Annotated in this window: 23 protein-coding genes; 8 read left to right on the forward strand and 15 right to left on the reverse strand. The window is 72.8% G+C overall.

Annotation, left to right across the window (positions count from 1 at the left end; genetic code table 11):
• The first annotated feature begins 283 nt into the window (after positions 1 to 283).
• The 3 genes from ACYP53_RS29545 to ACYP53_RS29555 are packed head-to-tail and all read left to right on the forward strand — an operon-like array spanning position 284 to position 2,886.
• Positions 284 to 1,009 (forward strand): AAA family ATPase, encoded by a 726-nt coding sequence (locus ACYP53_RS29545; protein WP_189921060.1) that lies wholly within the window; start codon positions 284 to 286, stop codon positions 1,007 to 1,009.
• 28 nt (positions 1,010 to 1,037) lie between these two features.
• The gene (locus ACYP53_RS29550) at positions 1,038 to 1,691 is read left to right on the forward strand and encodes an NADPH-dependent F420 reductase (RefSeq protein ID WP_189921062.1); all 654 of its coding nucleotides are present in this window, start codon (positions 1,038 to 1,040) and stop codon (positions 1,689 to 1,691) included.
• A gap of 31 nt (positions 1,692 to 1,722) precedes the next feature.
• Positions 1,723 to 2,886 (forward strand): NADH:flavin oxidoreductase, encoded by a 1,164-nt coding sequence (locus ACYP53_RS29555; RefSeq protein WP_189921064.1) that lies wholly within the window; start codon positions 1,723 to 1,725, stop codon positions 2,884 to 2,886.
• A 5-nt stretch (positions 2,887 to 2,891) separates the two neighbouring features.
• Here ACYP53_RS29555 and ACYP53_RS29560 read toward each other — a convergent pair whose 3' ends face one another.
• The gene (locus ACYP53_RS29560; RefSeq protein ID WP_229928925.1) at positions 2,892 to 3,269 is read right to left on the reverse strand and encodes an ArsR/SmtB family transcription factor; all 378 of its coding nucleotides are present in this window, start codon (positions 3,267 to 3,269) and stop codon (positions 2,892 to 2,894) included.
• A 265-nt stretch (positions 3,270 to 3,534) separates the two neighbouring features.
• Here ACYP53_RS29560 and ACYP53_RS29565 point away from each other — a divergent pair, with 265 nt between their 5' ends.
• Positions 3,535 to 4,959: an MFS transporter gene (locus ACYP53_RS29565; RefSeq protein ID WP_459649632.1), complete on the forward strand. Its 1,425-nt coding sequence runs from the start codon at positions 3,535 to 3,537 to the stop codon at positions 4,957 to 4,959.
• A gap of 319 nt (positions 4,960 to 5,278) precedes the next feature.
• On the opposite strand, the gene ACYP53_RS29570 is transcribed toward ACYP53_RS29565, so the two are convergent.
• The 3 genes from ACYP53_RS29570 to ACYP53_RS29580 form a co-directional block, all read right to left on the reverse strand.
• Complete coding sequence (locus ACYP53_RS29570; protein ID WP_459649633.1) at positions 5,279 to 6,622, reverse strand: chloride channel protein; 1,344 nt, start codon at positions 6,620 to 6,622, stop codon at positions 5,279 to 5,281.
• A gap of 224 nt (positions 6,623 to 6,846) precedes the next feature.
• Positions 6,847 to 7,530, reverse strand: coding sequence for a TetR family transcriptional regulator (locus tag ACYP53_RS29575; protein WP_391550784.1), 684 nt, complete (start codon positions 7,528 to 7,530; stop codon positions 6,847 to 6,849).
• Between the two features lie 147 nt (positions 7,531 to 7,677).
• Positions 7,678 to 8,829, reverse strand: a complete 1,152-nt coding sequence (locus ACYP53_RS29580) for an acyl-CoA dehydrogenase family protein (RefSeq protein ID WP_459649634.1) — start codon at positions 8,827 to 8,829, stop codon at positions 7,678 to 7,680.
• A 172-nt stretch (positions 8,830 to 9,001) separates the two neighbouring features.
• Here ACYP53_RS29580 and ACYP53_RS29585 point away from each other — a divergent pair, with 172 nt between their 5' ends.
• On the forward strand, positions 9,002 to 9,436 hold the full coding sequence (locus tag ACYP53_RS29585; RefSeq protein ID WP_459649635.1) for a PhlB family protein: 435 nt from the start codon (positions 9,002 to 9,004) through the stop codon (positions 9,434 to 9,436).
• Between the two features lie 85 nt (positions 9,437 to 9,521).
• Here the strand turns inward: ACYP53_RS29585 and ACYP53_RS29590 are convergent, their stop codons facing one another.
• The 6 genes from ACYP53_RS29590 to ACYP53_RS29615 form a co-directional block, all read right to left on the reverse strand.
• Positions 9,522 to 10,484 (reverse strand): electron transfer flavoprotein subunit alpha/FixB family protein, encoded by a 963-nt coding sequence (locus ACYP53_RS29590; protein WP_459649636.1) that lies wholly within the window; start codon positions 10,482 to 10,484, stop codon positions 9,522 to 9,524.
• Between the two features lie 66 nt (positions 10,485 to 10,550).
• Positions 10,551 to 11,336, reverse strand: coding sequence for an electron transfer flavoprotein subunit beta/FixA family protein (locus ACYP53_RS29595; protein WP_391556173.1), 786 nt, complete (start codon positions 11,334 to 11,336; stop codon positions 10,551 to 10,553).
• 202 nt (positions 11,337 to 11,538) lie between these two features.
• Complete coding sequence (locus tag ACYP53_RS29600) at positions 11,539 to 12,387, reverse strand: family 1 encapsulin nanocompartment shell protein (protein WP_189925783.1); 849 nt, start codon at positions 12,385 to 12,387, stop codon at positions 11,539 to 11,541.
• Positions 12,388 to 12,413: 26 nt separating this feature from the next.
• Positions 12,414 to 13,517: a Dyp-type peroxidase gene (locus tag ACYP53_RS29605; RefSeq protein ID WP_459649637.1), complete on the reverse strand. Its 1,104-nt coding sequence runs from the start codon at positions 13,515 to 13,517 to the stop codon at positions 12,414 to 12,416.
• Between the two features lie 258 nt (positions 13,518 to 13,775).
• The gene (locus tag ACYP53_RS29610; protein ID WP_459649638.1) at positions 13,776 to 14,414 is read right to left on the reverse strand and encodes an FMN reductase; all 639 of its coding nucleotides are present in this window, start codon (positions 14,412 to 14,414) and stop codon (positions 13,776 to 13,778) included.
• Positions 14,411 to 15,511: an LLM class flavin-dependent oxidoreductase gene (locus ACYP53_RS29615; RefSeq protein ID WP_459649639.1), complete on the reverse strand. Its 1,101-nt coding sequence runs from the start codon at positions 15,509 to 15,511 to the stop codon at positions 14,411 to 14,413. Before ACYP53_RS29615 ends, ACYP53_RS29610 begins: the two co-directional genes overlap by 4 nt.
• A 130-nt stretch (positions 15,512 to 15,641) precedes the next feature.
• On the opposite strand from ACYP53_RS29615, the gene ACYP53_RS29620 reads away from it, so the two are divergent.
• Entirely contained in the window at positions 15,642 to 16,403 is a 762-nt protein-coding gene (locus ACYP53_RS29620; RefSeq protein ID WP_189925768.1) for a PP2C family protein-serine/threonine phosphatase, read from the forward strand.
• Positions 16,404 to 16,522: 119 nt separating this feature from the next.
• Here the strand turns inward: ACYP53_RS29620 and ACYP53_RS29625 are convergent, their stop codons facing one another.
• Positions 16,523 to 18,811, reverse strand: coding sequence for a M9 family metallopeptidase (locus ACYP53_RS29625; RefSeq protein WP_459649640.1), 2,289 nt, complete (start codon positions 18,809 to 18,811; stop codon positions 16,523 to 16,525).
• Positions 18,812 to 19,083: 272 nt separating this feature from the next.
• Positions 19,084 to 19,656 carry a DoxX family protein gene (locus ACYP53_RS29630; protein ID WP_459649641.1) on the reverse strand — a complete coding sequence of 191 codons (573 nt, stop codon included), beginning with the start codon at positions 19,654 to 19,656 and terminating at the stop codon, positions 19,084 to 19,086.
• A gap of 208 nt (positions 19,657 to 19,864) precedes the next feature.
• Between ACYP53_RS29630 and ACYP53_RS29635 the strand changes: the two genes are divergently transcribed.
• Together ACYP53_RS29635 and ACYP53_RS29640 are read left to right on the forward strand one after the other, a co-directional pair.
• Complete coding sequence (locus tag ACYP53_RS29635) at positions 19,865 to 20,461, forward strand: TIGR03086 family metal-binding protein (RefSeq protein ID WP_189925761.1); 597 nt, start codon at positions 19,865 to 19,867, stop codon at positions 20,459 to 20,461.
• Positions 20,462 to 20,556: 95 nt separating this feature from the next.
• Entirely contained in the window at positions 20,557 to 21,015 is a 459-nt protein-coding gene (locus ACYP53_RS29640; RefSeq protein ID WP_189925759.1) for a hemerythrin domain-containing protein, read from the forward strand.
• Positions 21,016 to 21,057: 42 nt separating this feature from the next.
• Here the strand turns inward: ACYP53_RS29640 and ACYP53_RS29645 are convergent, their stop codons facing one another.
• From ACYP53_RS29645 to ACYP53_RS29655, 3 genes are all read right to left on the reverse strand, one after another.
• The gene (locus ACYP53_RS29645; RefSeq protein WP_459649642.1) at positions 21,058 to 21,843 is read right to left on the reverse strand and encodes a VOC family protein; all 786 of its coding nucleotides are present in this window, start codon (positions 21,841 to 21,843) and stop codon (positions 21,058 to 21,060) included.
• A gap of 121 nt (positions 21,844 to 21,964) precedes the next feature.
• Entirely contained in the window at positions 21,965 to 22,093 is a 129-nt protein-coding gene (locus ACYP53_RS29650) for a hypothetical protein (protein WP_459649643.1), read from the reverse strand.
• A gap of 235 nt (positions 22,094 to 22,328) precedes the next feature.
• A complete protein-coding gene (locus ACYP53_RS29655) occupies positions 22,329 to 22,778 on the reverse strand; it encodes an SRPBCC family protein (RefSeq protein ID WP_189925753.1) in 450 nt (149 codons plus the stop codon).
• Between the last annotated feature and the right edge of the window lie 49 nt (positions 22,779 to 22,827).

Below are 22,827 nucleotides of genomic sequence, written 5' to 3' on the forward strand. Positions count from 1 at the left end.
GCCCGCGAAATCAGGCGGGGATGTGCAAACGGGAGACCTGGCTCCGCGAGTTCCACGGCGGCTAGCCTTTCTCACGCACCGCTTCCCGCGGGACCGGACACCACGAACCGGACCGCCGGTGACGGCCCCCGGGCCGAAGGCCGTGTCTTCCGCTTCTCCCCGCGTTCGCCGCGTTCATGATTCCCCGGCACCGATCCCCGGTCACCGATCGCCCGGTCCGCTTTTCCGAACTCCGCTCCCCCCGTTTCCCTTTCCGTGTTTTCCGTCCTCCGAGAGGCACACGATGAAGCTCGCGATTTCCGGGACCTACTCCTCCGGCAAGACCCTGACCACCATGGCGCTGGCCCAGCTGACCGGTGTCCCGCGCACCCACGCCAAGACGATGCGGGAGATCCTGCCGCACGCCGTACCGGGCAAGACCCTGGAGGAGTGCAACGCGGCCGAGCTGATCCAGCTGGTGATGCGCCGTTACGTCGAGCGGGCGGTGCACGAGAGCCACCTGCCCGGCGGCTACATCTCCGACGGTTCCTCGCTGCACGAGTGGACCTACGCCACCGTGCGGGTCACGGTCGGCATCAACCCCAACGAGTCCATCGGCCTGGAGTCGGTGGAGAAGACCGACGAGATCCGCTTCTACGAGCAGGTCGTCGCCCAGCTCGGCGTGGCGCTCAAGCAGTACGCCAAGGAGACCTACGACGCCTTCGTGCACCTGCCGATCGAGTTCCCGCTCGACCCGAACGGCCACCGCCCGGTGAACGAGCGCTTCCGGGTGCTCTCCGACGAGCACCTGCTGAACGTGCTGGACGAGCTGAAGATCCCCACCCACATCATCGGCGGCACGATCCCGGAGCGGCTGGAGGGCATCACCGAGGTCTTCGGCCTCCCCCGGGTCATGTCGATCGAGGACGCCATCGAGGCGGCGAAGAAGGACTACGCGCAGCTCGACGTCCGTACCGAGGCCGAGCGCAACGCCGCCGCCGAGGCCCTCGCCGCCCAGGCCGCGGCCTGATCCGGCGCCCCGGAAGGAATCCACCGCCATGACCAACTCCACGACGCCGCTGAAGCTCGGCGTCCTCGGCGCCGGCAACATCGGCCGGCCCGTCGGCCGCCACTGGCTGGCCGCGGGCCACTCGGTGACCTTCGGCTCCCGCACCCCGGAGCAGCTCGCCCCCTTCGTCGGACCGCTGGGCGCCGGCGCCACGGCCGCGACGCTCGCCGAGACGGCCAGGACCTCCGACGTCCTGCTGCTGTCCGTCCCGTACGAGGCCGCGGCGGGGGTGCTCGCCGAGGTCGGCGAGCACCTGGCCGGAAAGATCGTCATCGACGCCACCAACCCGGTGTCGCTCACCGAGGACGGCCGGGTGGTCTCCACGCTCACCCCCGGGGTGACCCAGGGCCGGCACGTCGCGAAGCAGCTGCCCGCCGCCACCGTGGTCCGGGCGTTCACCCACGTCATGGACGAGCTGCTCTGGTCGCGCGGCACCCGCCAGCGCCACTTCTGGGCCATGGCGATCGCGGGCGACGACGCCCCGGCCAAGGCCGTGGTGGCGGGGCTGGTCCACGACGCCGGGTTCACCCCGGTGGACCTCGGCGGCCTGGACGAGTCGGCGCCGCTCGACCCCGGCGGCGTGCTGTTCCCGCACATGTTCACCCCCGGCGAGATGCGGGCGCTGACCGGCCTCGCCGGCTGACCGCCCGGCCGTCTGGAAGAAAGGCAGTCACGTGAGCACCGAACCGCCTCACCCGGCCGCGGCACCGCTCTTCGAGCCCTTCAAGGCCGGCGGGCTGGCCCTGGACAACCGGATCGTGATGGCCCCGATGTCCCGGGACCTCTCCCCCGGCGGGGTGCCCGGCGCGGACGTCGCCGAGTACTACGCCCGCCGGGCCCGGCACGGCGTGGGGCTGATCATCACCGAGGGCACCTTCGTGGGCCACCCCGCGGCCGGGAACCGGCCGTCGGTGCCGCGCTTCCACGGCGTCGACGCGCTGGCCGGCTGGGCCGGGGTGGTCCGCGCGGTGCACGACGCCGGCGGGAGGATCGTGCCCCAGCTGTGGCACGTCGGCCAGGACCCGCTGCTGTGGGGCAAGTCCCTGGCGGAGGCCCGCCGTACGGCACCGAAGGGCGTCGAGCTCTTCGACCCGCCGGGCGGACTGATCAGCCCCTCCGGCCTGGAGCCGGGCAGCCCGGCCGGGCGGGCGATGTCGGAGTCCGACATCGCCGAGGTCGTCGAGGCCTTCGCCCGGGCCGCCGCCGACGCCCAGCGGCTGGGCTTCGACGGCATCGAGCTGCACGCCGCGCACGGCTACCTGTTCGACCAGTTCTTCTGGACGGCCACCAACCACCGGACCGACGGCTACGGCGGCGACCCGGCCGGCCGCACCCGGTTCGCCGCCGAGGTGGTCCGGGCCTGCCGCGCGGCGACCGGGCCGGACTTCCCCGTCATCCTGCGGGTCTCGCAGTGGAAGGTGGCGCACTACCAGGCCCGGATCGCCGACGACCCGCGGGCGCTGGAGACCTTCCTGGCCCCGCTGGTGGACGCCGGGGTCGACGTCTTCCACTGCTCCACCCGGCGGTTCTGGCAGCCCGCGTTCGAGGGCTCCGGGCTCAACCTGGCGGGCTGGGTGAAGAAGGTGACGGGGCGGCCGACCATCACCGTGGGCTCGGTCGGCCTGCGCGACAGCGACTTCCTCGGGTACGTGGAGGGCAAGGGCGCGGAGGTCGACGACATCGGCCTGGTGGCCCGGCGCCTCGCGGAGGGCGAGTTCGACCTGGTCGCGGTCGGGCGCGCCCTGGTGGCGAACCCGGCCTGGGCCGAACAGGTGCGCACCGGGCGGACGGACGGGCTGCGCCCGTTCGACGCCGCGGCGCTCGCCTCGCTCGACTAGCTCGACTAGGGCTCCTGGGAAGCGTCCTGAGCACCCCGCGCGGCGGCGGCCTCCCGGTTCGCCGCCGCGATGAGGGCGTCCAGCAGCCCGGGGAAGGCCTGTTCCAGGTCGTCGCGGCGCAGGGTGTTCATCTTGGAGGTGCCGACGTAGTACTGCCGGATCAGCCCGGACTGCCGCAGCACCCGGAAGTGGTGGGTCCCGGTCGACCGGGTCACCGAGATGTCGAAGGTGCCGCAGGCGGTGTCGTCGGGCGCGTTGGCGATCTGCCGGACGATGCTGCGGCGCACCGGGTCCGCGAAGGCCTCCAGGATGCGCTGGAGGGTGATGTCCGCGGCGTCGGGGTGGTCACCGATGCGGTCGACGGCGGCGTGGGCGGCGGTCACGTGGCACCTCTCAGGGTCTCGCTGCACGTCCATCGTACGACGCCCATCGTACGACCCCGCCGGCCCGATTCCGTCGCCCGACCCCGGGCATATGACGACCACCATCCAATTTGACATGCGTCGTCATATGCCCTTCAGTTGAACCGCGCCTCCCCATCAACTCGACCGCTCCGAGAGCGAGTTGCCCGCGCCGTGCGATCGCCCCCGCGCTCGCCCCCCGCGCTCGCCCGCCGCGCAGCGGTCACCCGCACCGAAGGAACCAGCGATGACAACCGCCGAGACCAGCCCGGCGCAGACCGAGGTCTCCCCCGCCGACCCACCGACCACCGCCAGCGGGTTGAAGATCGCCGCGCTGGCCACCGGCTTCGTGATGGCCACCCTGGACGTCACCATCGTCAACGTCGCCGGCGCGACCCTCCAGGAGAAGCTGGGCGCCACGCTCACCCAGCTCACCTGGGTCGTGGACGGCTACATCCTGACCTTCGCGTCCCTGCTGATGCTGGCCGGCGGCCTCGCCAACTGGCTCGGCGCCAAGACCGTCTACATGTGGGGCATGGGCCTGTTCCTGCTGGCCTCGCTCGGCTGCGCGCTGTCCACCTCACCGGAGCTGCTGATCGCGGCCCGGATGCTGCAGGGCGCCGGCGCGGCGCTGTTCATGCCCAGCTCGCTGTCCCTGCTGGTGTTCTCGTTCCCGGAGAAGCGCCGGCGCACCAAGATGCTCGGCCTGTGGTCCGCGATCGTCGCCACCTCCTCGGGCATCGGCCCCACGCTCGGCGGCCTGATGGTCGGCTCGCTGGGCTGGCAGAGCATCTTCCTGCTCAACCTGCCGATCGGCGTGGTCGGCATGCTGATGACCAAGCGGTTCATCGCGGCGCCGGAGGCCCGCTCCGCACGGCCGCACCCGCTCGGGCACCTGATCTGGATCGTGGCCCTCGCGGCAGTCAGCTACGCCCTGATCGAGGGCCCGCAGCTCGGCTGGGCCGCGGCCCCGGTGCTCGTCGCGTACGGCGTGGCGCTGGTCGCCGCCGCCCTCCTGGTCCGGCGCGAGCGCCGCGGTGACAAGCTCGTCATGCCGTGGACGCTGTTCCGCCGCCCCGGCTTCTCCGGCGCCAACCTGGTCGGCTTCTGCTTCAACTTCGCGCTGTTCGGCACCATCTTCATGCTCGGCCTGTTCTTCCAGCACGCCCAGGGCGCGAGCCCGTTCGTGGCCGGTCTGGAGCTGATCCCGATCACCATCCTGTCGCCGCTCGCGAACGTGGTGTACTCCAAGATCTCCGGCCGGTACGCCAACGGGCCGCTGCTGACGGTCTTCATGCTGCTGGCGGGCGTCTGCTCGCTCGCGCTGACCGGGATCTCCGCGTCGACCCCGTACTGGCTGATCGCCCTCGGCATCGGCGTGGCCTGCCTCGGCTCCGGCATCATCTCCCCCGGCATGACGGCGGCCATGGTGGACTCGGCCGGGCCGGAGCACGCCAACGTCGCCGGCTCGGTGCTGAACGCCAACCGCCAGATCGGCTCGCTGGTGGGCATCGCCGTGGTCGGCGTGGTGCTGCACGCCACCTCGGACTGGAGCGAGGGCGCCTCCGTCTCCTTCGTCCTGGTCGGCATCGCCTACCTGCTCGGCGCGTTCTTCGCCTGGCGCCTGGTCGCCCGCTCCGAGCGCCGCGCCGAGGCCCCCGCGGCCGGCTGACCCCCTCGACCGGCGGACCCCGCGATCCGGGCGTCCGCGACACACCGCTCCTCACCCGCCTGAACCCCCGCAGGCGGCGAGGGAGCACCGAAGGCCTCCCCGGCCGGACCACCGTCCGCACCGGGGAGGCCCTTTCGGCGTCGGCCGCCGGGAGCCAGGGCGTGTCGGCGGGCTGCTGCCGGCGGTGGTTCCGGGTGCGGGCGGGGCCGGTGCGGGCGGTGCGGCCGTCGGTGTGCCAGGGCTGGGAACCGGAAGGCGAGGACGACCCTCGTCCCGGTTGACCTCGGCCCAGCTCCGGCCCGCCTCAGCTCGGCTCGGCTCAGCCGACTCCGGCCGCCGTCCCCGCCCGTCCGGGCCGGCCCCGGAGCGCCTCCGCGGTGATGAACGCCGTCACCGTGGCCACGATCAGCAGCGGCATCGCGGCCGCCGCCTCGCCGCCGAGGAGGGCCGCGGCGAGGACGGCGCTGGTCACCGGGAGGCGGGTGACGGCCGCGCCGGAGGCGGCCAGCCCGACGGCCAGGGCGGGCGCGGTGCCGAAGCCGGGCAGCGGGGCGCAGGCCACGCCGAGGGCGGCGCCGAGCAGGATCGCCGGGAAGATCGGGCCGCCACGCAGACTGCCGAGCGCGATCGACCAGCCGAGCCCCTTGCAGAGGACGAGGGCGAGCAGTGCGCCGATCGGCCAGGCGGCCGGGTCGGCGGCGAGCGCGCCCAGGGTCGCCTGGCCGGAGAGGGCGGCCTCCTCCGGGGAGCGGTCGGTGAGGAGGGCGTAGAGGGCGAGGCAGCAGCCGACCGCGACCGCGCACAGCACCGTCCGGGCGGCGGTGGTACGGGCGGTGTCCGCCGCGGTGAAGGCCTTGACCCGTCTGCCGATCGTCTGCCCGGCCACGCAGACCAGGGCGATCGCGGCGGCCAGCGGAACGCCCCAGAGGAAGTCACCGGGGTCGGGGACGCCGCTCGCGGGCAGCTTCGGCAGCGAGAGCGCGCCGATCGCCAGGCCCGTCCAGTGGCCGAAGCCGGTGAAGACCAGCGCGCCGATCCCACTGGCCAGCAGGCTGGGCAGGATCAGCGCGATCAGCCGCGGGCCGCCCAGCCCGGCCGCCTCGATCAGCATCACGCCGGCCACCAGTGGGCTGCCGAAGATGGTGGAGATCGCCGAGGACGCCCCCGCCGTGCCCAACACGGCCACCAGTTCGGGCTGTTCGGCGCGCCTGGCGGAGCGGACGGCGAGCAGGGCGAGGCCGCCGCCGAGCGCCATCAGCGGCGCCTCGGGGCCGAGCACCGCGCCGAGCGGCAGACAGGCGAGCGCGGCCAGCACCACGCCGGGAACGGCCCGGGGCAGGGTGGGCGGGCCGCCGAGCCCGTCCACCGGGACGTGGCCGCCGTGCCCGGGCAGCCGGGTGACAACCGGGGCGAGCAGCAGGCCGGCCAGCAGCAGGGCGGGCAGCGGCCACCACCAGGGGGCGCGGTCGTAGCCGGCGGTCTTCGGCAGGCTCTCCCAGATCCAGTGCTGGAGTTCGTGCTCCAGGCCGACGAAGCCGAAGGCGGCCAGCGAGACCGGGATGCCGACCAGCGCCGAGACCAGCAGCAGGCGGAGGTAGCCCTTGTGCAGCAGCACCTCACGAAGGGTCGGACTGCCGTTCCGCTGCGGGGGCGTCCCCGGCATGACCGCTCCTTCGCGCTCCCGGCCGCCCGCTGCCCGGCGGCCCGTCCTGCGACCGAGTCTCGCCCCGGGCCGGGGGCGCCGCACGGCGGCGCGGGCCTTCGAGCGGGCCCGGAGCGGACCCTGACGCCGCAACGGTTGCGCCGTACGGGTGAGCGGTGGGTACGGCCCGCCGGGGTCCCGAGTCACCCGCGACGAGTCACACCAGGCGAGTCACACCCGGCGGGTCACACCTGGCGGGTCTCGCTGCCCAGGGCGCTCTCGATGCCCTGGACCATCCGCCACAGCGGCGCCCGCCGGCTGGCGACCAGGACCACCACCTCGTCGGACTCGCCCTCCCCGGCGGTCTCGGACGGCCGGTCGCTCCAGGTGCCGGTGACGAAGGCCATCGCCGCGTCCACCTCCGCCACCCAGTCGCTCTCCCCGCCGGAGCGCAGCCAGGTCCGCAGGGCGTGGTTGTGCGCGGAGACGACGGCCGCCGCGATCACGTCCGCGCGCAGCGGCCCGTCCGGGCGGTCGGCGAAGCGGCCGCGCAGGTAGGCGGCCAGGGTGTGTTCGTAGCGCCAGACCACGGACAGCTCGTACGCCCGCAGGCCGGGCACCTTGCGGGTGAGCCGGTAGCGCTGGACGGAGAAGGAGGGCTGCTCGGCGTACATCCGCAGGACGAGGCGGGCGGCGTCGCAGGCGTGCTTGACCGGGTCCTCCTCGCCGTTGCCGGACTCCAGGAACTCCGTCATCTCGGCCAGGCTGCGCTCGTGGTCGGGGAAGACCACGTCCTCCTTCGCCGGGAAGTAGCGGAAGAAGGAGCGCCGGCCGACGCCGGCCAGCGAGACGATGTCGTCGACGGTGGTCTGCTCGAAGCCGCGTTCCAGGAAGAGCTCGAAGGCCGCGGCCACCAGCGCCTCGCGCATCGCGGGCTTGGTGGGCCCGTCGTTCATGGGCAGGTCCTGCTCTTCCTTCTCGCTCATTCTCCGCAACCTAACACCGGCTCACTGCCGGGGCGCCGACGGCCGGGCGGTGCCCGGTCCGGCCGTCGGCGCACGTCGGGCCGGGTCGGGTTACGGGAGGTTGCGGGCCATCACGATCCGCTGGACCTGGTTGGTGCCCTCGTAGATCTGCGTGATCTTCGCGTCCCGCATCATCCGCTCCACCGGGTAGTCACGCGTGTACCCGTACCCGCCCAGCAACTGCACCGCGTCCGTCGTGATCTCCATCGCCGCGTCCGACGCGAAACACTTCGCCGCCGCCCCGAAGAACGTCAGATCCCCGTCCCCACGCTGCGACTTCGCCGCCGCCGCGTACGTCAGCTGACGCGCCGCCTCCAGCTTCATCGCCATGTCCGCCAGCATGAACTGGATCCCCTGGAACTCCGCGATCGCCTTCCCGAACTGCTTGCGCTCCTTCACGTACCCCTTCGCGTAGTCCAGCGCCCCCTGCGCGATCCCGATCGCCTGCGCCGCGATCGTCACCCGGGTGTGGTCCAGCGTCTTCATCGCCGTCGCGAAACCCGTCCCCTCCGCACCGATCATCCGGTCCGCCGGGATCCGCACATTGTCGAAGTACACCTCACGCGTCGGCGACCCCTTGATCCCCAGCTTCTTCTCCGGAGCACCGAACGACACACCCTCGTCGCCCTTCTCCACCACGAACGCCGAGATGCCCTTCGACCGCAGCTCCGGGTCGGTCACCGCCATCACCGTGTAGAACTCGGACACACCCGCGTTGGTGATCCACCGCTTCACACCGTTCAGCACCCAGAAGTCCCCGTCGCGCACCGCCCGGGTCCGCATCCCCGCCGCGTCCGAACCCGCCTCCGGCTCCGACAGGCAGTACGAGAACATCCCCTCACCCCGCGCCAGCGCCCCCAGGTACTTCGCCTTCAGCTCCTCCGAACCCGACAGCTGCACCGGCAGCGACCCCAGCTTGTTCACCGCCGGGATCAACGACGACGACGCGCACACCCGCGCGACCTCCTCGATCACGATCACCGTCGCCAACGCGTCCGCACCCGCACCGCCGTACACCTCCGGCACGTGCACCGCATGCAGGTCGTTCCCCTGCAACGCGTCCAACGCCTCCTGCGGGAACCGCCCCTGCTCGTCCACCTCCGCCGCGAACGGAGCGATCTTCGCCTCGGCCAGCGAACGCACCGCCTCACGGAGCATCTCGTGCTCCTCGGAGATACGGAAGAGATCGAAGTCCTGGCTCATGATCGTCACTCCTGTTTCACGACGGTACTCAGTACCCTTCATTATGCATGCGTGCGGCAAAAAGGGAACTCAGTGCCTTCCCTTGGCGGTACTGAGTTCCCTATCCTTTCCGTGCCGAACTTCTGCGGAACTTCTGCCGAACAAGCCGCTCCGAGCGCAGGGAGATGACAGCGTGGTCCCCTCAGCCATCGATGCCGACACCCGCAGCACGACGCTGTACTTCCAGCGCTGCGCGTGGTGCAACAACCCGACCTTCCAGCGGCTGCTCTGCCCCACCTGCGGCTCCACCGATCTCCGGCTGGAGCCCAGCGAGGGCACCGGCGTGGTCCGGCGCTGCGCGGTCGAGCAGGCCCGGACGCCGCTGGTCCGGCAGAAGTCGCTGATCCGCATGGCGGAGGGCTTCGACGTCTGGTGCATCGTGGACGGGCTGCGCAGCACCGTGCCGGTCGGCACCCGGGTGCGGCTGCTCCCCTCCGCCGACTCCGACCAGCCGGAGCTGCGGCTGCTGACGGTGGAGGAACCGCCCGTGGTGCAGGACCAGGAGCCGCGTCCGCTGCCGCCCTCCCAGGGAGGATTCACGCAGCACCTGGCGGCTTTCGCGGAGTGAACGGAGCGGTTCGAGCCGGCGGCCGAACGACGGAGGGCGTGGCACCGAGTACCCGGTGCCACGCCCTCCTGGTGTTCCCGCGGGATCAGCCCTTGCGGGCCGTCACCTCGGCGGTGAGCTGCGGCAGCACCTGGAAGAGGTCGCCGACCACGCCGTAGTCGACCAGCTCGAAGATCGGGGCCTCGGGGTCCTTGTTGACGGCCACGATGGTCTTCGAGGTCTGCATGCCGGCCCGGTGCTGGATGGCGCCCGAGATGCCGTTGGCCACGTACAGCTGCGGGGAGACCTGCTTGCCGGTCTGGCCGACCTGGCTGCTGTGCGGGTACCAGCCGGCGTCGACGGCGGCACGGGAGGCGCCGACGGCCGCGCCGAGCGCGTCCGCGAGCTCCTCGACCACGCCGAAGCCCTCGGCGGCGCCGACACCACGGCCGCCGGAGACCACGATCGCGGCCTCGGTCAGCTCCGGGCGGCCGGTGGACACCCGCGGGGTGCGCGCGGTGACCTTGGCGGCGTTGCCGGTGAACTCCACCGACACGGACTCCACCGCGCCGGCGGCCGGAGCGGCCTCCGGGGCGACGGCGTTCGGCTTGACGGTGATGACCGGCACGCCGTTGCTGACGCGCGACTCGACGGTGTACGAGGCGGCGAACACCGACTGGGTCGCGACCGGGCCCTCGTCGCCGACACGGAGGTCCACCGCGTCGGTGATGATGCCGGAGCCCAGGCGCAGCGCGACGCGGGCGGCGACCTCCTTGCCCTCGCCGGAGGAGGTCACCAGGACGGCGGCCACGTCGCCGGCCTTGGCGATCTGGGCCAGGGCGTCCACCTTGGGGACGACCAGCTGGTCGGCGAACTCGGCGCCGTCGGCGACGTACACCTTCGCGGCGCCGAACTCGGCGGCCTTGGCGGCGATGTCGCCGGCCGCGGCACCGGCGCCCAGGACGACGGCGGACGGCTCGCCGATACGGCGGGCCAGGGTCAGCAGCTCCAGGGCCGGCTTGCGGACCGCACCGTCGGCGTGGTCGACCAGGACGAGAATCTCAGCCATTGCTCAATGTCTCCGTGTTTCGCAGGTTCGAGGGGTGGTGGGTGCGGCTCAGCTGGGCTTCTGGTCTCAGATGAACTTCTGGTCGGCGAGGAAGCCCGCGAGCGCCTTGCCGCCCTCGCCCTCGTCCTTGACGACCGTGCCCGCGGTGCGCGCCGGACGCGCGGCCACCGACTCCACCGCCGTCCACGAACCCGCCAGACCGACCTCATCCGCCTCGATCCCCAGGTCGTCCAGGTCCAGCGACTGCACCGGCTTCTTCTTCGCCGCCATGATCCCCTTGAACGACGGGTACCGGGCCTCACCCGACTGGTCCGTCACCGACACCACGGCCGGCAGCGACGCCTCGACCAGCTCGGTCGCCGCGTCACCGTCACGACGGCCCCGCACCACACCGCCCTCGACCGAGACCTCCGACAGCAGCGTCACCTGCGGCACACCCAGACGCTCCGCCAGCAGCGCCGGCAGCACACCCATCGTGCCGTCCGTCGACGCCATACCACCGATCACCAGGTCGAACCCGGTCTTCTCCAGCGCCTTCGCCAGCACCGCCGACGTCCCGATCACATCCGAACCGTGGATGTCGTCGTCGTTCACGTGCACGGCCTTGTCCGCACCCATCGACAGCGCCTTGCGCAACGCGTCCTTCGCGTCGTCCGGCCCCACCGTCAGCACCGTGACCTCGGAACCCTCGTTCGCCTCGGCGATCCGCAGCGCCTGCTCCACGCCGTACTCGTCCAGCTCCGACAGGAGGCCGTCCACGCCGTCCCGGTCGGTGGTGTGGTCGTCCGCGAAGCGACGGTCACCCGTCGCGTCCGGCACGTACTTCACACAGACGACGATCCTCAAGCTCATGAGCGGTTCTCCTGTCACGGGTGCACGGATGCACTGATCCATGGCCTCAGATCGTGCCGAGGGTACTGAGTGCCAAGTCCGGCCGGGCGCGACCCGCGCGCCGCGAGCGCCACCTGGACCGGCAGACCGTGTCGGCTCTCTTCGACTGGCGTCAGAGGCTCCACCGAGAGAATACGGCACTCAGTACCCCTCGTAAAGGAACTCAGTACCCTTCCCGGTGCCCCGGGGCCCGCGGGCCGCCCTCGCCCTGCGCCGCACCGCCCAGGGCGACCGCGGCCTCCCCGGTGTAGACCCGGAAGGTGAGGGACTCCTGCAGGTACAGCCGGACCGTCCCGGCGTCGTGGGAGAGGTAGCCGACGGAGACGTCCTGGCCGAGGAAGAGCTCGAAGTCGCCGCCGCGGGTGGACAGCAGGAAGGCGCCCTCGATCGCGGGGGCCCAGATGATGTCGCCGTCGAGGAGACGGGCCAGGTGGTTGTGCACGGGGTAGCCGTGGTCGCTGGTCTCGTTGACGGCGGTGAACGCGGCGGCGCCGAGGAGCAGCGAGTACGGGCCGCCGACACCGGCCAGGCGCAGCGCGGTGAGGGCGCGGCTGACCGCCTCGGGGTACTCGCGGACGTCCTCGGGCAGCGGGACCGGGGCGTTGGTGGAGGCGGCCCGGATGCCGTCGACGGCGGCGGCGCGGTAGCCCTCGAAGACCGCGCGGTCCTCGGCGAGGGCGAGGGTGCGGGCGGCGTCCTTGACCGGCTGCCAGTCGGAGTCCCGGGAGCCGCGCTCGACGTCGTCCACCGCGTCGCGGCCGACGGTGAAGGGGACGCGCAGCTCGACCACCGGCTGGGCGGCGCGGGCGTGCGCCCGGACCCCGTCCACCGGCGGCTCGATGCCGGTCAGGTGGCCGGTGCCGACGGCGGCGAGCTCGGCACCCGCGGGGCCGTTCAGGTCGACCACCCGGCGGCCGGCGATGTGCAGCTTGAAGGTCTGGCGGGCCTCCTCCTCGATCTCCTCCCAGGCGGCGGCGGAGACGGGGGCGAGCTCCCGGTGGAGGTTGTTCATGCGCGGGGTCCTGTTCGGGGCGGCGGTCAGGGGGTCTGCTTGAGGCTGCCGATGCCCAGCGAGCCGTCGGCTGCGGGCGCGGGGGTGCCGGGCGCGGGACTGCCGGGCGCGGGGGTGCCTGGCGCGAGGGTGCCGGGCCCGGGGGCGCCCGGCGCCGACGGCGGGGAGCCGAGGAAGTCGGCGGTCGGGACGAAGAACAGCGAGCCGGTGACGGCGGTGGAGAAGTCGAGCAGCCGGTCGGTGGTGCCGGGCGGGTCCCCGACGAACATGTTGCGCAGCATCTCCTCGGTCACCCCGGGGTCCCGCGCGTAGCCGATGAAGTAGGTGCCGTACTCGCCGCCGTGCGCGAAGGAGCCGAACGGCATGTTGAAGCGGACGATCTTCCGTTCCTCGCCGTCCGGTCCGGTGATCACGGTGAGCGCCACGTGCGAGTCGGCCGGTTTGACGTCGTCGGCCAGCTCGATGTCGGTGAGCTTGGTGCGGCCGACCGCGCCCTCCTGCTCCTCGACGCTCAGCGCGTTCCACTTGTCCAGCTGGTGCAGGTACTTCTGGACGACGACGTAGCTGCCGCCGGCGAAGTCCGGGTCCTCCGCGCCGACCAGCGCGGCGCCGACCGCGGCCCGGCCCTCGGGGTTCTCGGTGCCGTCGACGAAGCCGAGCAGGTCCCGGTCGTCGAAGTACCGGAAGCCCTGGACGGAGTCGACCACGGTGGCCGCCCCGGCGAGCCGGCCGGTGAGCTGCCCGGCCAGCTCGAAGCAGAGGTCCATCCGCTCGGCCCGCAGGTGCAGCAGCAGGTCGCCGGGGGTCGCGGGGGCCCGGTGCCGGGGGCCGGCCACCTCCCGGAAGGGGTGCAGCTCGGCCGGTCGGGGGCCGCCGAAGAGGCGGTCCCAGAGCTCGGAGCCGATGCCGGTGACGCAGGTGAGGCCGCCCTCGGGGGCCCGGAAGCCGACCGAGCGGCGCAGTCCGGCGAGGTCGGGCAGCAGCTCGCGGACGGCGTCCTCGCCGCCCGGGCCGACGGTGAGCACCAGGAAGACGGCCGCGCCGGTCAGCGGGGAGAGCACGGCCTGCGGTTCGGGGGCGGCCTGCGGGGAGAGCACGGCCTGCGGTTCGGGCTGGGATTCGGACGGCATGGGTTCGGGCCTCCTCGGGACGCCGGGGCCAGTACACCGCACGGTGGGCGATTCGGCGCGGCCGACGCTCATCCGGACGGCCCCGCCGGGCAGGCCGGGCGGCCCCGTCGGACGGTGGGTCCGACAGGGCCGTTCGAGTGAGCGGCCGTCCCTTCGAGGGCACGTCAGGTGCGCCGAGCCGCGCCCGGTTCCGTCCGGCGACACGGCGGGGGCGGGTGCGCCTGGTCGCGCACCCGCCCCCGTCCCGCCGGGCCTGCCTCAGACCTTCAGCGCCGCCAGCTGCTGCGCGAACGGCACCACCTGCTGCGAGGCCGCCTGCGACGGCACCGCCGGCGCCGCCGGGCCGCGGCCGGACAGCAGCGCCGCCAGCTCGCCCGCCGCCCGGTCGATCCGGCGCGGCAGCCCGTCGGTGAGCCCGTCCCCGGCGCCGCCCCAGTCGTCGGTGGCCGCGTAGACGGCGGTCGGCAGCACCACCGCGCGCAGGTAGCTGAACAGCGGCCGGACGGCGTGCTCCAGGGCGAGCGAGTGCCGGGAGGTGCCGCCGGTGGCGGCGATCAGCACCGGCTTGCCGGTGAGCGCGTCGTTGTCGAGCACGTCGAAGAAGGACTTGAACAGACCGCTGTAGGAGGCCGTGAAGATCGGCGTCACCACGATCAGCCCGTCCGCCGCCGTGACCGCCTCGATCGCCTCGCGCAGCGCGGCGCCGGGGAAGCCGGTGACGAAGTTGTTCGCTATCTCCACCGCGAGGTCCCGCAGTTCGACCACGGTGACCTCCACCTCCCGCCCCTCCAAGGCGAGTCGGCGGACGGCCGAGTCGGCGAGCCGGTCCGCGAGCAGCCGCGTCGAGGACGGCTTGCTCAGCCCCGCGCTCACCACCACCAGCTTGTGGACGGTCACTTGGCCGCCACCTCCACCTTCTCCTCGTCGTGGGCCGCGACCAGCGCGGCGTGGGTCGGCCCTTCCGGCACCGCGGCCGGGCGGCCCTTGGCGAACTCCTCGCGCAGCACCGGCACGACCTCCTCGCCGAGCAGGTCCAGCTGCTCCAGCACGGTCTTCAGCGGCAGGCCAGCGTGGTCCATCAGGAACAGCTGGCGCTGGTAGTCGCCGAAGGTCTCGCGGAAGGTCAGCGTCTTCTCGATGACTTCCTGCGGGCTGCCGACGGTCAGCGGGGTCTGCTCGGTGAACTCCTCCAGCGAGGGCCCGTGCCCGTACACCGGCGCGTTGTCGAAGTACGGACGGAACTCGCGCACCGCGTCCTGCGAGTTCTTCCGCATGAACACCTGCCCGCCGAGGCCGACCATCGCCTGCTCGGGCGTGCCGTGGCCGTAGTGGGCGTAGCGCTCGCGGTAGAGGTTCACCAGCTTCTGGAAGTGCTCCTTGGGCCAGAAGATGTTGTTCGCGAAGAAGCCGTCCCCGTAGTAGGCGGCCTGCTCGGCGATCTCGGGGCTGCGGATCGAGCCGTGCCAGACGAACGGCGGGACGTCGTCCAGCGGGCGCGGGGTGGAGGTGAAGCCCTGCAGCGGGGTGCGGAAGCGGCCCTGCCAGTCGACGACCTCCTCGCGCCACAGCTGGTGCAGCAGCGCGTAGTTCTCGATCGCGAGCGGGATGCCCTGGCGGATGTCCTTGCCGAACCACGGGTAGACCGGGCCGGTGTTGCCGCGGCCCATCATGAGGTCGACCCGGCCTTCGGCCAGGTGCTGCAGCATCGCGAAGTCCTCGGCGATCTTCACCGGGTCGTTGGTGGTGATCAGGGTCGTCGAGGTGGACAGGATGATGCGCTCGGTCTGCGCCGCGATGTAGCCGAGCATGGTCGTCGGGGAGGACGGGACGAACGGCCGGTTGTGGTGCTCGCCGGTCGCGAAGACGTCCAGGCCGACCTCCTCGGCCTTGCGCGCGATCGCCACCATGGCCTTGATCCGCTCGTGCTCGGTCGGGGTGCGGCCGGTGGTGGGGTCGGTCGTCACGTCGCCGACGGAGAAGATTCCGAACTGCATGCTGCTCACCACGTCCCAGGTAGTCCAACTTTCAACCACCTTAGCAGCCGGGTGCGGATGGTTATTCCCGCCCACAATGGAAGGCGGGGCATCGGCAAGGGGACGGGGGCTCCGGAAAGGGCGACGGACGATGGCGCCGTACATCGCGGTGAGCGCGCTGAGCCACGAGGGCCTGGTGCGGGAACACAACGAGGACAGCCTCACGGTCGGGCCGTGGACACTCTGCGCCACCGTGACCGCCAACCCGCAGACCCTGCTCTTCCCGCTCGGCCCGCCCTGCGTGGTCGCGGTGGCCGACGGCCTGGGCGGCCACCCCGGCGGCGAGGTGGCCAGCGCCCTCGTCGCCCGCCGGCTCGCCGCCGACGGGGAAGCCCTGGACGGCGAGGAGGCCGTCCGGGAGGAGTTGGAGGAGTGCAACCGGGCCGTCTACGCGGCCGCCGCCGGGGACCCGGAGCTCGCCGCGATGGGCACCACCGTCGCCGGGCTGGTGCTGCTGCCCGAGCGGGCGGTGGCCTTCAACGTCGGCGACAGCCGGGTCTACCGGATCACCCCGGACGGGCTGCTCCGGGTGAGCGTGGACGACAGCCCGCCGCTGCCGCCCGGGCGGCGCACCACCTCGGTGGTCACCCAGACCCTCGGCGGCTCGCTCGGGCTCACCTTCGTCGAACCCCACGTCCGGACCGCCCCGCTGGCCCCCGGCGACCGCTACCTGGTGTGCAGCGACGGCCTGACCGACCCGGTGCCCGACGAGGAACTGGCCGCGCTGCTGGCCCGCTCCCCCGAGGACGGCGAGCGCTCCGACGGCAAGGCCGCGTTCGAGCTGTGGAAGGCCGCGATCGAGGCCGGCGGGCCGGACAACATCACGCTGGCCCTGATCCGGGTCGGCGGCTGAGGGCGCGCGGCCCCTCGGCCCGTCGGCCCCCGGCGCTGTGACCCCCGGCACGGACCCGCCCCGGCGGGGCGCCGAAGCGCTCCGCCGGGGCGGTCACCTGTCCGTTCGCCGTGTCCGGCTCACATCTCGCTCGTGACGGTCACCCCGCTGAAGCCCTGCTGGGCGTAGAGGCTGAAGTAGACGTAACCCGCCGGCGGGTTCGTCACGGTCAGCGTCTCGGAGTTGTCCGGGCCGGCCGAGCGGGTGGCGTAGCTGCCGGTGTACGCCCAGCCGCTCGGGTTGTAGTAGAGGTCACCGTTGCCGGTGCCGCCACTGCTGGTGATCTTCACCTGCTTGGTACCGGCCGGCACCAGCAGGTAGAAGTGCGCGTAGTTGCCCGTGGTGGCCGCGACGTTGCTGCGGGCACAGCCGGCGTCCAGCACCCGGGTGTCGGCCGCCGTGCACTCCGGCACCTGCGGGACGGTCGGGGTGGTGGCGCAGGCGCCGTTCGCGCACCTGGTCAGCCAGCTGTCGAAGTCGGCGTCGTAGCGGGTGCCGATGGTGGTCTTCAGCAGGGTGCGGGCGCCGGCCCAGTCGCCGGTCCGGTACTTGGCGAGGACCGCGTCCATGTCGGAGCGGTGCTGCTCCAGCATGTAGCGCACGGCCAGGTAGCCCCAGCGGTAGACCCGGTCCTGGTCGCCGTAGACGGTGTCGAAGAGGTCGCTCAGCTTGTACGTGTGCCGGCCGGCGGCCGCGATGGCGGCGTCGTTGCTCACCTTCCGGTACGAGTAGGAGACGTACTCGGCGAAGCCCTCGACCCACCAGACGGTCGGGGTCGTCATGCCGGCGTTGAAGTCGCCGTACATGTCGAACCGGCCGTCGAGGTAGTGGGTGTACTCGTGGTTGAGGTTCCAGATCTGGAAGGACGGCCGGGCCCACTCGGCCTCGTAGCAGAGGAAGCGCGGCTGGTTGCCGGCCTTCGCCGGGTTGCCCTCCAGGTACATGCCGCCGTTGTTGGTGTCGATGCCGTAGATGGCGGCGGCCAGCACCTGGTAGTCGAGCGAGGAGTGGAAGACCACGACCTCGATCGTGGTGTTGCCGTCGTCCTTGACCGGGCCCTTGTCCTTGGCCACCGAGTGGAAGTACGCGTCCTGGCCGGTCAGGCTGGTGCAGGCGGTGCCCAGCTGGGTGCTGTCCAGGGCCTGGGCGATCAGCTTGATGCTGGGGCTGCAGGTGTAGTTCACCGTCAGCACACCGGCCTTGAGCTGGTCGGCGGCGTTGCAGGTGCCGTAGTACGAACAGTTGGCGGCGTCGTAGTAGCCGACCGCCTCGGCGACGGCTGCCCACTGGAAGACGGTGCGGCCGTTCGGGGCCGCCCCGGCGACCAGCGCCTTGGCCAGCGGACGGACCTTGGCCTGGAGCGCCGGGTCCTTCAGGAAGCGGCCCAGCTCCTTGGTGGCGTTGTAGACCAGCACGCCGAAGTCGCCGCCGAGCAGGGCGTTGTTGCGGGTGGCGAAGGCGGAGAGGGTGTCCAGCAGGCTCGGGTCGGCCTCGACGGCCGCGTCGAAGCCGGCCACCTGGTGGCCGCGGAACAGCACGGTGAACACCGGGTTCACCGACCAGGCCATGCCGGCCGCGTTCCAGCTGGCGCTGTCGTAGTCGGTCAACAGCCGCTTGACCACCGGGAGGTAGCGGACGTTCTCCTGCGCGCTGTCGATCAGGGTGACGGCCTCGCTCAGGATCGGCGCGTTGCCCGCGGCGACGTCGCGCGAGTGGGCGCTGCCGTAGAACGCGTCCAGCCCGGAGCGGATCGCCGTCTGCAGGGCGGTGCCGTACGTACCGACGTCACCCGGGTGGTACCACTGCGCGAAGTAGCCGGCGCGCAGGAAGAGCACCAACTGCTCGACGGAGGTGGAGTTGTCGCCCGGGTAGCTGCCCGCCGCGTCGCGCAGCGCGTACGCCACCGTGGTCATCTGCTCCTCGCGGAACGCGCCGCGCGCGTCGCCGCCGGTGAGCTGGAAGAGGCTGTTGACGCACTGGATGTCGGCGGCCTTGATGTGCTGGACCAGGTCGCTGCCGGTGCGGCCGGTGAAGTCACCGATGGTGCAGGCCTGTTCGGCCGCCGCGCCGAGCCGGAAGGACGTGGCGGCCGGCCGGACCTCGGCGGGCCGGGTGTCCAGCGGCAGCGGGGCGCGCTGGTCGGCGGAGGCGAACTGCCCCTCGCCGTCGCCGCGTTCGGGGGTGGCGGTGCCGGTGGCGGGTTGCGGCGCCGGTCCGGCCGGGCTGGTGGGGGCGGGCGCGCCACCGGGAGCGGCGGCGGGCGCGGCCTGGCTCTGCGGCGCGAACAGGCCGACCGCCAGGAAGAGGGACAGGAACAGCGTCAGCAATCGTGCTGCCTGCGGGAGTCGCAGCAGCCGTGCGGGACTCACGTGGGGGCCTCCGGGCCGTCTTCGGCCGCGATTGGGGCGCGGCCGGTGGGGGTGGCGAGGACCGTTGGCGACGGCGCCGCGTGGGGGCGGTTCCGTCGGGGACACGGTGGGGAGTGTGACATGTACCATGGCACACATCACATGGCCTTGGGAACCCTGGCTGCTGTGCGCGATTCGCGGGGAAAACGCGCGGAGGCCGTGGTGACGGTTCGCCACCACGGCCTCCGGGCCGGTCTGTTGTCGGACCAGGGCGCCCTGAGCGCCCGGCCGGGCTACTTGCGCAGCAGCAGGATCACACCCGCCGTCACCAGGCCGACCACGACCGCGGCCACCCCGTACGCCAGCCGGTGCGCCCGCACCACGGGCAGGAAGCGGTCCACCGCGTAGCGGCCCGGACCGGTCAGCGCGAGCGCGGCGGCACCGGCCGTCAGCAGCAGCTCGTACTCGTTGCCCTTCGGCAGGAAGAAGCCGCCGCCCCAGGTCACGGCGATCGCGTTGACCATCGTGCCGACGATCGCGGCACCGGCCAGCGGGGTCAGCAGGCCGACGGCGAGGGCGAGTCCGCCCAGCGTCTCGGTGAGACCGGCCACCACGGCCATGACGTTGCCCGCCGGGTAGCCGCTCATGGTGAAGAACTGACCGGTGCCGTCGATCCCGCCGCCGCCGAACCAGCCGAACAGCTTCTGGCTGCCGTGCGCGGCCATGGTCAGGCCGAGGACCAGGCGCAGCAACAGGAGGCCCGCGTCATAGGCGTGCGGGGAGGTCGTCGCGGACCCGGCGGACTCCCGGGCCGGGCGGAGGGTGGGACTGGTGGCGGCGGTCGTGCTCGGGCTGCTGCTCGGCATGCGCGTCTCCATCGATCGAAGGTCGGTCGTCGCCGGCGGGGCCGGCGTGAGGGGTGCGGGTGTGCGGCGGGCGGGGGTCGTCACCCCGGCGCCCATTGTTCAAATTTGAACCGCCGCTCCCCCGACCGTACCTTGGAGTTCGAATTTGAACAACTGACACCCCGTGGGCGACTCGCGGCCCCCGCCCGCACCGGGGCAGGGTGGAGACATGGCTCAACGCAGGCAACACCAGCGGGAGACCCGCACCGGCACCCCGTACCCCGAGGCCCTGGCCGCCTTCGGCGAACGCGTCCGGCTGATCACCCCCGACCAGTGGGACTCCCCCACCCCGTGCAGCGACTGGACCGTCCGCGACCTGGTCAACCACCTCGTCGGCGAGCAGCTCTGGGTGCCCGAGCTGCTGATGGGCGCCACCGTCTCCGAGGTCGGCGGCCGCTTCGACGGCGACGTCCTCGGCGACGACCCCCTCGCCGCCTGGACCGACGCCGCCGAGGCCGCCCGACAGGCCTGGGCCGTCCCCGGCGCCACCGAACTGACCGTGCACCTCTCCTTCGGCGACGTCACCGGCCAGTACTACCTCGACCAGCTCACCACCGACCTCGTCATCCACACCTGGGACCTCGCCGAAGGCACCGGCCGGCTCACCCGGCTCCCGGCCGAACTCGTCGACTTCGCGCTCGGCGAGATCACCGGCTACGGCGACCTCTCCGCCAGCGGACTCTTCGACCCGCCGGTCCCGGTCGCCGACGACGCCTCCCCGCAGACCCGGCTGCTCGCCCTCACCGGGCGGCGCGACGGAGGGTGACCGAAGGCCCACCCCCGCGGGCCGGCCGGCCGACCGGCCCGGCGCCGGATACTGGAAGGTAGGGGGCCAGTTTCCGTGCGAGAGGCGGACCCGCCATGAGCAGCAGGCCGGACATCCTCGGCGAATTCACCGCCGACCACCGGGCGGTCACCGAACTGCTCGACGCGGTCCAGGCCGCCCCGGCCGGCGGAACCGAGCGCGCCGACCGGCTGGCCCGGCTCACCGACCTGCTGTTCGCCCACTGCGCCGCCGAGGAGGAACACCTCTTCCCGGTGGTCCAGCACGACGTGCCCGACGGCGGGGCGCTGGTGTTCCGCAGCATCCACGACCACCTGGCGATCGGCCAGTACCTCTCCGACCTGCAGGCGGTCCGAGCCGACGACCCCGCCTTCGACACCCTGCTGCGCGGCCTCGCCGACACCCTCCGGCGCCACCTGCGCGGCGAGGAGAAGCAGCTCTTCCCCGCCGCCCGCAAAGCCCTGCCGGCCGCCGCCCGCACCGCGCTCGGCGACCGGCTGCGGGCGGAGCGCCAGGCGCTCGGCACACCCGACTGACCGGCTCCTCCGGCCCTCCTGCGGCTCAGCTCTTCGGGCCGGTCAGTTCTTCGGGCTGATCACCGCGAACCGGGCGCCCTCGCGGTCCCGCAGCCGGGCCACCCGCCCGTACGGGGAGTCGAAGACCGGGCCCAGCGCCACACCGCCCAGCTCGACCGCCCGGTCCAGCGCCAGGTCCGCGTCCGGGACGGCGAAGGACACCTCCCAGTGCGGCGGCATCCCCGCCGGGCCGCCCGCCTGCTCCTTGGCCAGCGCCGCGACGCTGTTCCCCTCCGCGCGCAGCACCACCCGGTCGTGCTCCCAGCGGACGTCGAAGCGCTGCGGGTCGCGGCCGTCCCAGCGGAACACCTCGCCGTAGAACATCGCCGCCGCGAACGGATCCGGGGTGCGCAGCTCGATCCAGACCGGCGCGCCGGGCAGCTCCAGCTTCCGGGCCCGGCCCAGCGGCCCCTCCCAGATGCCGAACACCGCGCCCGCCGGGTCCGCCGCGAAGGCCACCCGCCCGGCGTCGAAGGCCAGCGGGCCGACCGCCAGGGTCGCGCCGCGCTCACGCACCGCGTCGGCGGCGGCGTCGGCGCTCTCGGTGCCGAAGTAGCTGGTCCAGGCGAGCGGGATCGCCCCGCCGCCGGCGAGGCCGAGCCCGGCCACCGCCTCCCCGTCGACCACCGCGTGCACGTACGGCCCGAAACGGTCCGGCCCGGCCTCGAACTCCCAGCCGAGCAACGGCCCGTAGAAACCCTTCGCCCCCTCCAGGTCCCGGGCGATCAGGCTCACCCAGCACGGAACGGCCGCCACACAGCGCACCCTGGCGGTCTCACCGCTGCCCATCGCGAACCTCCTCGCCCACCCGGCCGCCGGGCCCCTCCCGACTCCCACGGCCCACCGGCCGCCCGGGACGCCCACAGCCTAGGCCGACCGCCGGACAACCCCCGGGAAGCCATGCCCGGGATCAGCGCACCCAGTCCTTCAGCGGCTCGGTGTCCAGCGAGATGCCGACCGGCTCGGGAAGGTGGACGGTCTTGCCGGACGGGAGGGCATGGGCGAGCTCGTACCGCACGCCGTTGGGGCGGCTGAACACGGTGACCTCGGCGGAGTCCCGGTCGGCCGAGGCCTGACGCCCAGCCGCCCGCCGAGGAGCTCCAGTTCAAGGCCCTCGACCTCCCGAAAGGTGAGGCCGGAGAGTTCCTCGAACTCTTCGGGCAGCAGCTGTGGGCGGCCGGAGGTCGTGTTCATGGCGCTGCTCCTTCGACTGGACGCTCCTCCGTGCGAACGACCGGGCGATTGAGGTGGTCACGGCCGGAGCCGGGCCGCCGTCAGGCGTTGCCCACCGCCTCGCGGGCGAGCTTGAGGGTGGTCCGGATGGCCAGGAGGTAGCCGGCCTGCATGCGGTCGGCGGCGGCGTCCTCCGCCTCGCCTCCGCCGAGGTCGAGTTCGCCGGTGAAGGTGAGGGTGAGGCCCTGCTCGTCCTCGTCGATGTCGTTGTGGATCACCCAGCGGGCGGCCTCGTCGTCGCGGAAGAAGCTGACCCGGGTCTTGGGGTGGAAGACGATCTCCTCGCGGACCCGCTCGCCGTGGAAGACCACCTCGCGGACCAGGCCGTTCTCGGTGCGCTCCAGGACGGTGCACTCGTCCATCGCGGCGACGACGGGCACCGCGTTCTCGGCCTTGCGCTCCAGGGCGGCCCAGACGTCGTCCCGGGTGAGGAACACCTCGTCCGGGTCGGCGGGGTCGTTGACGCGCACGGTCCGGCTGATGACTCGCATGACTGGCTCCCCCAGTTACTTGTTCGGCCAAGCAATGTGCTTGCGCGGC

This window comes from Kitasatospora sp. Ki12, from assembly GCF_054601375.1.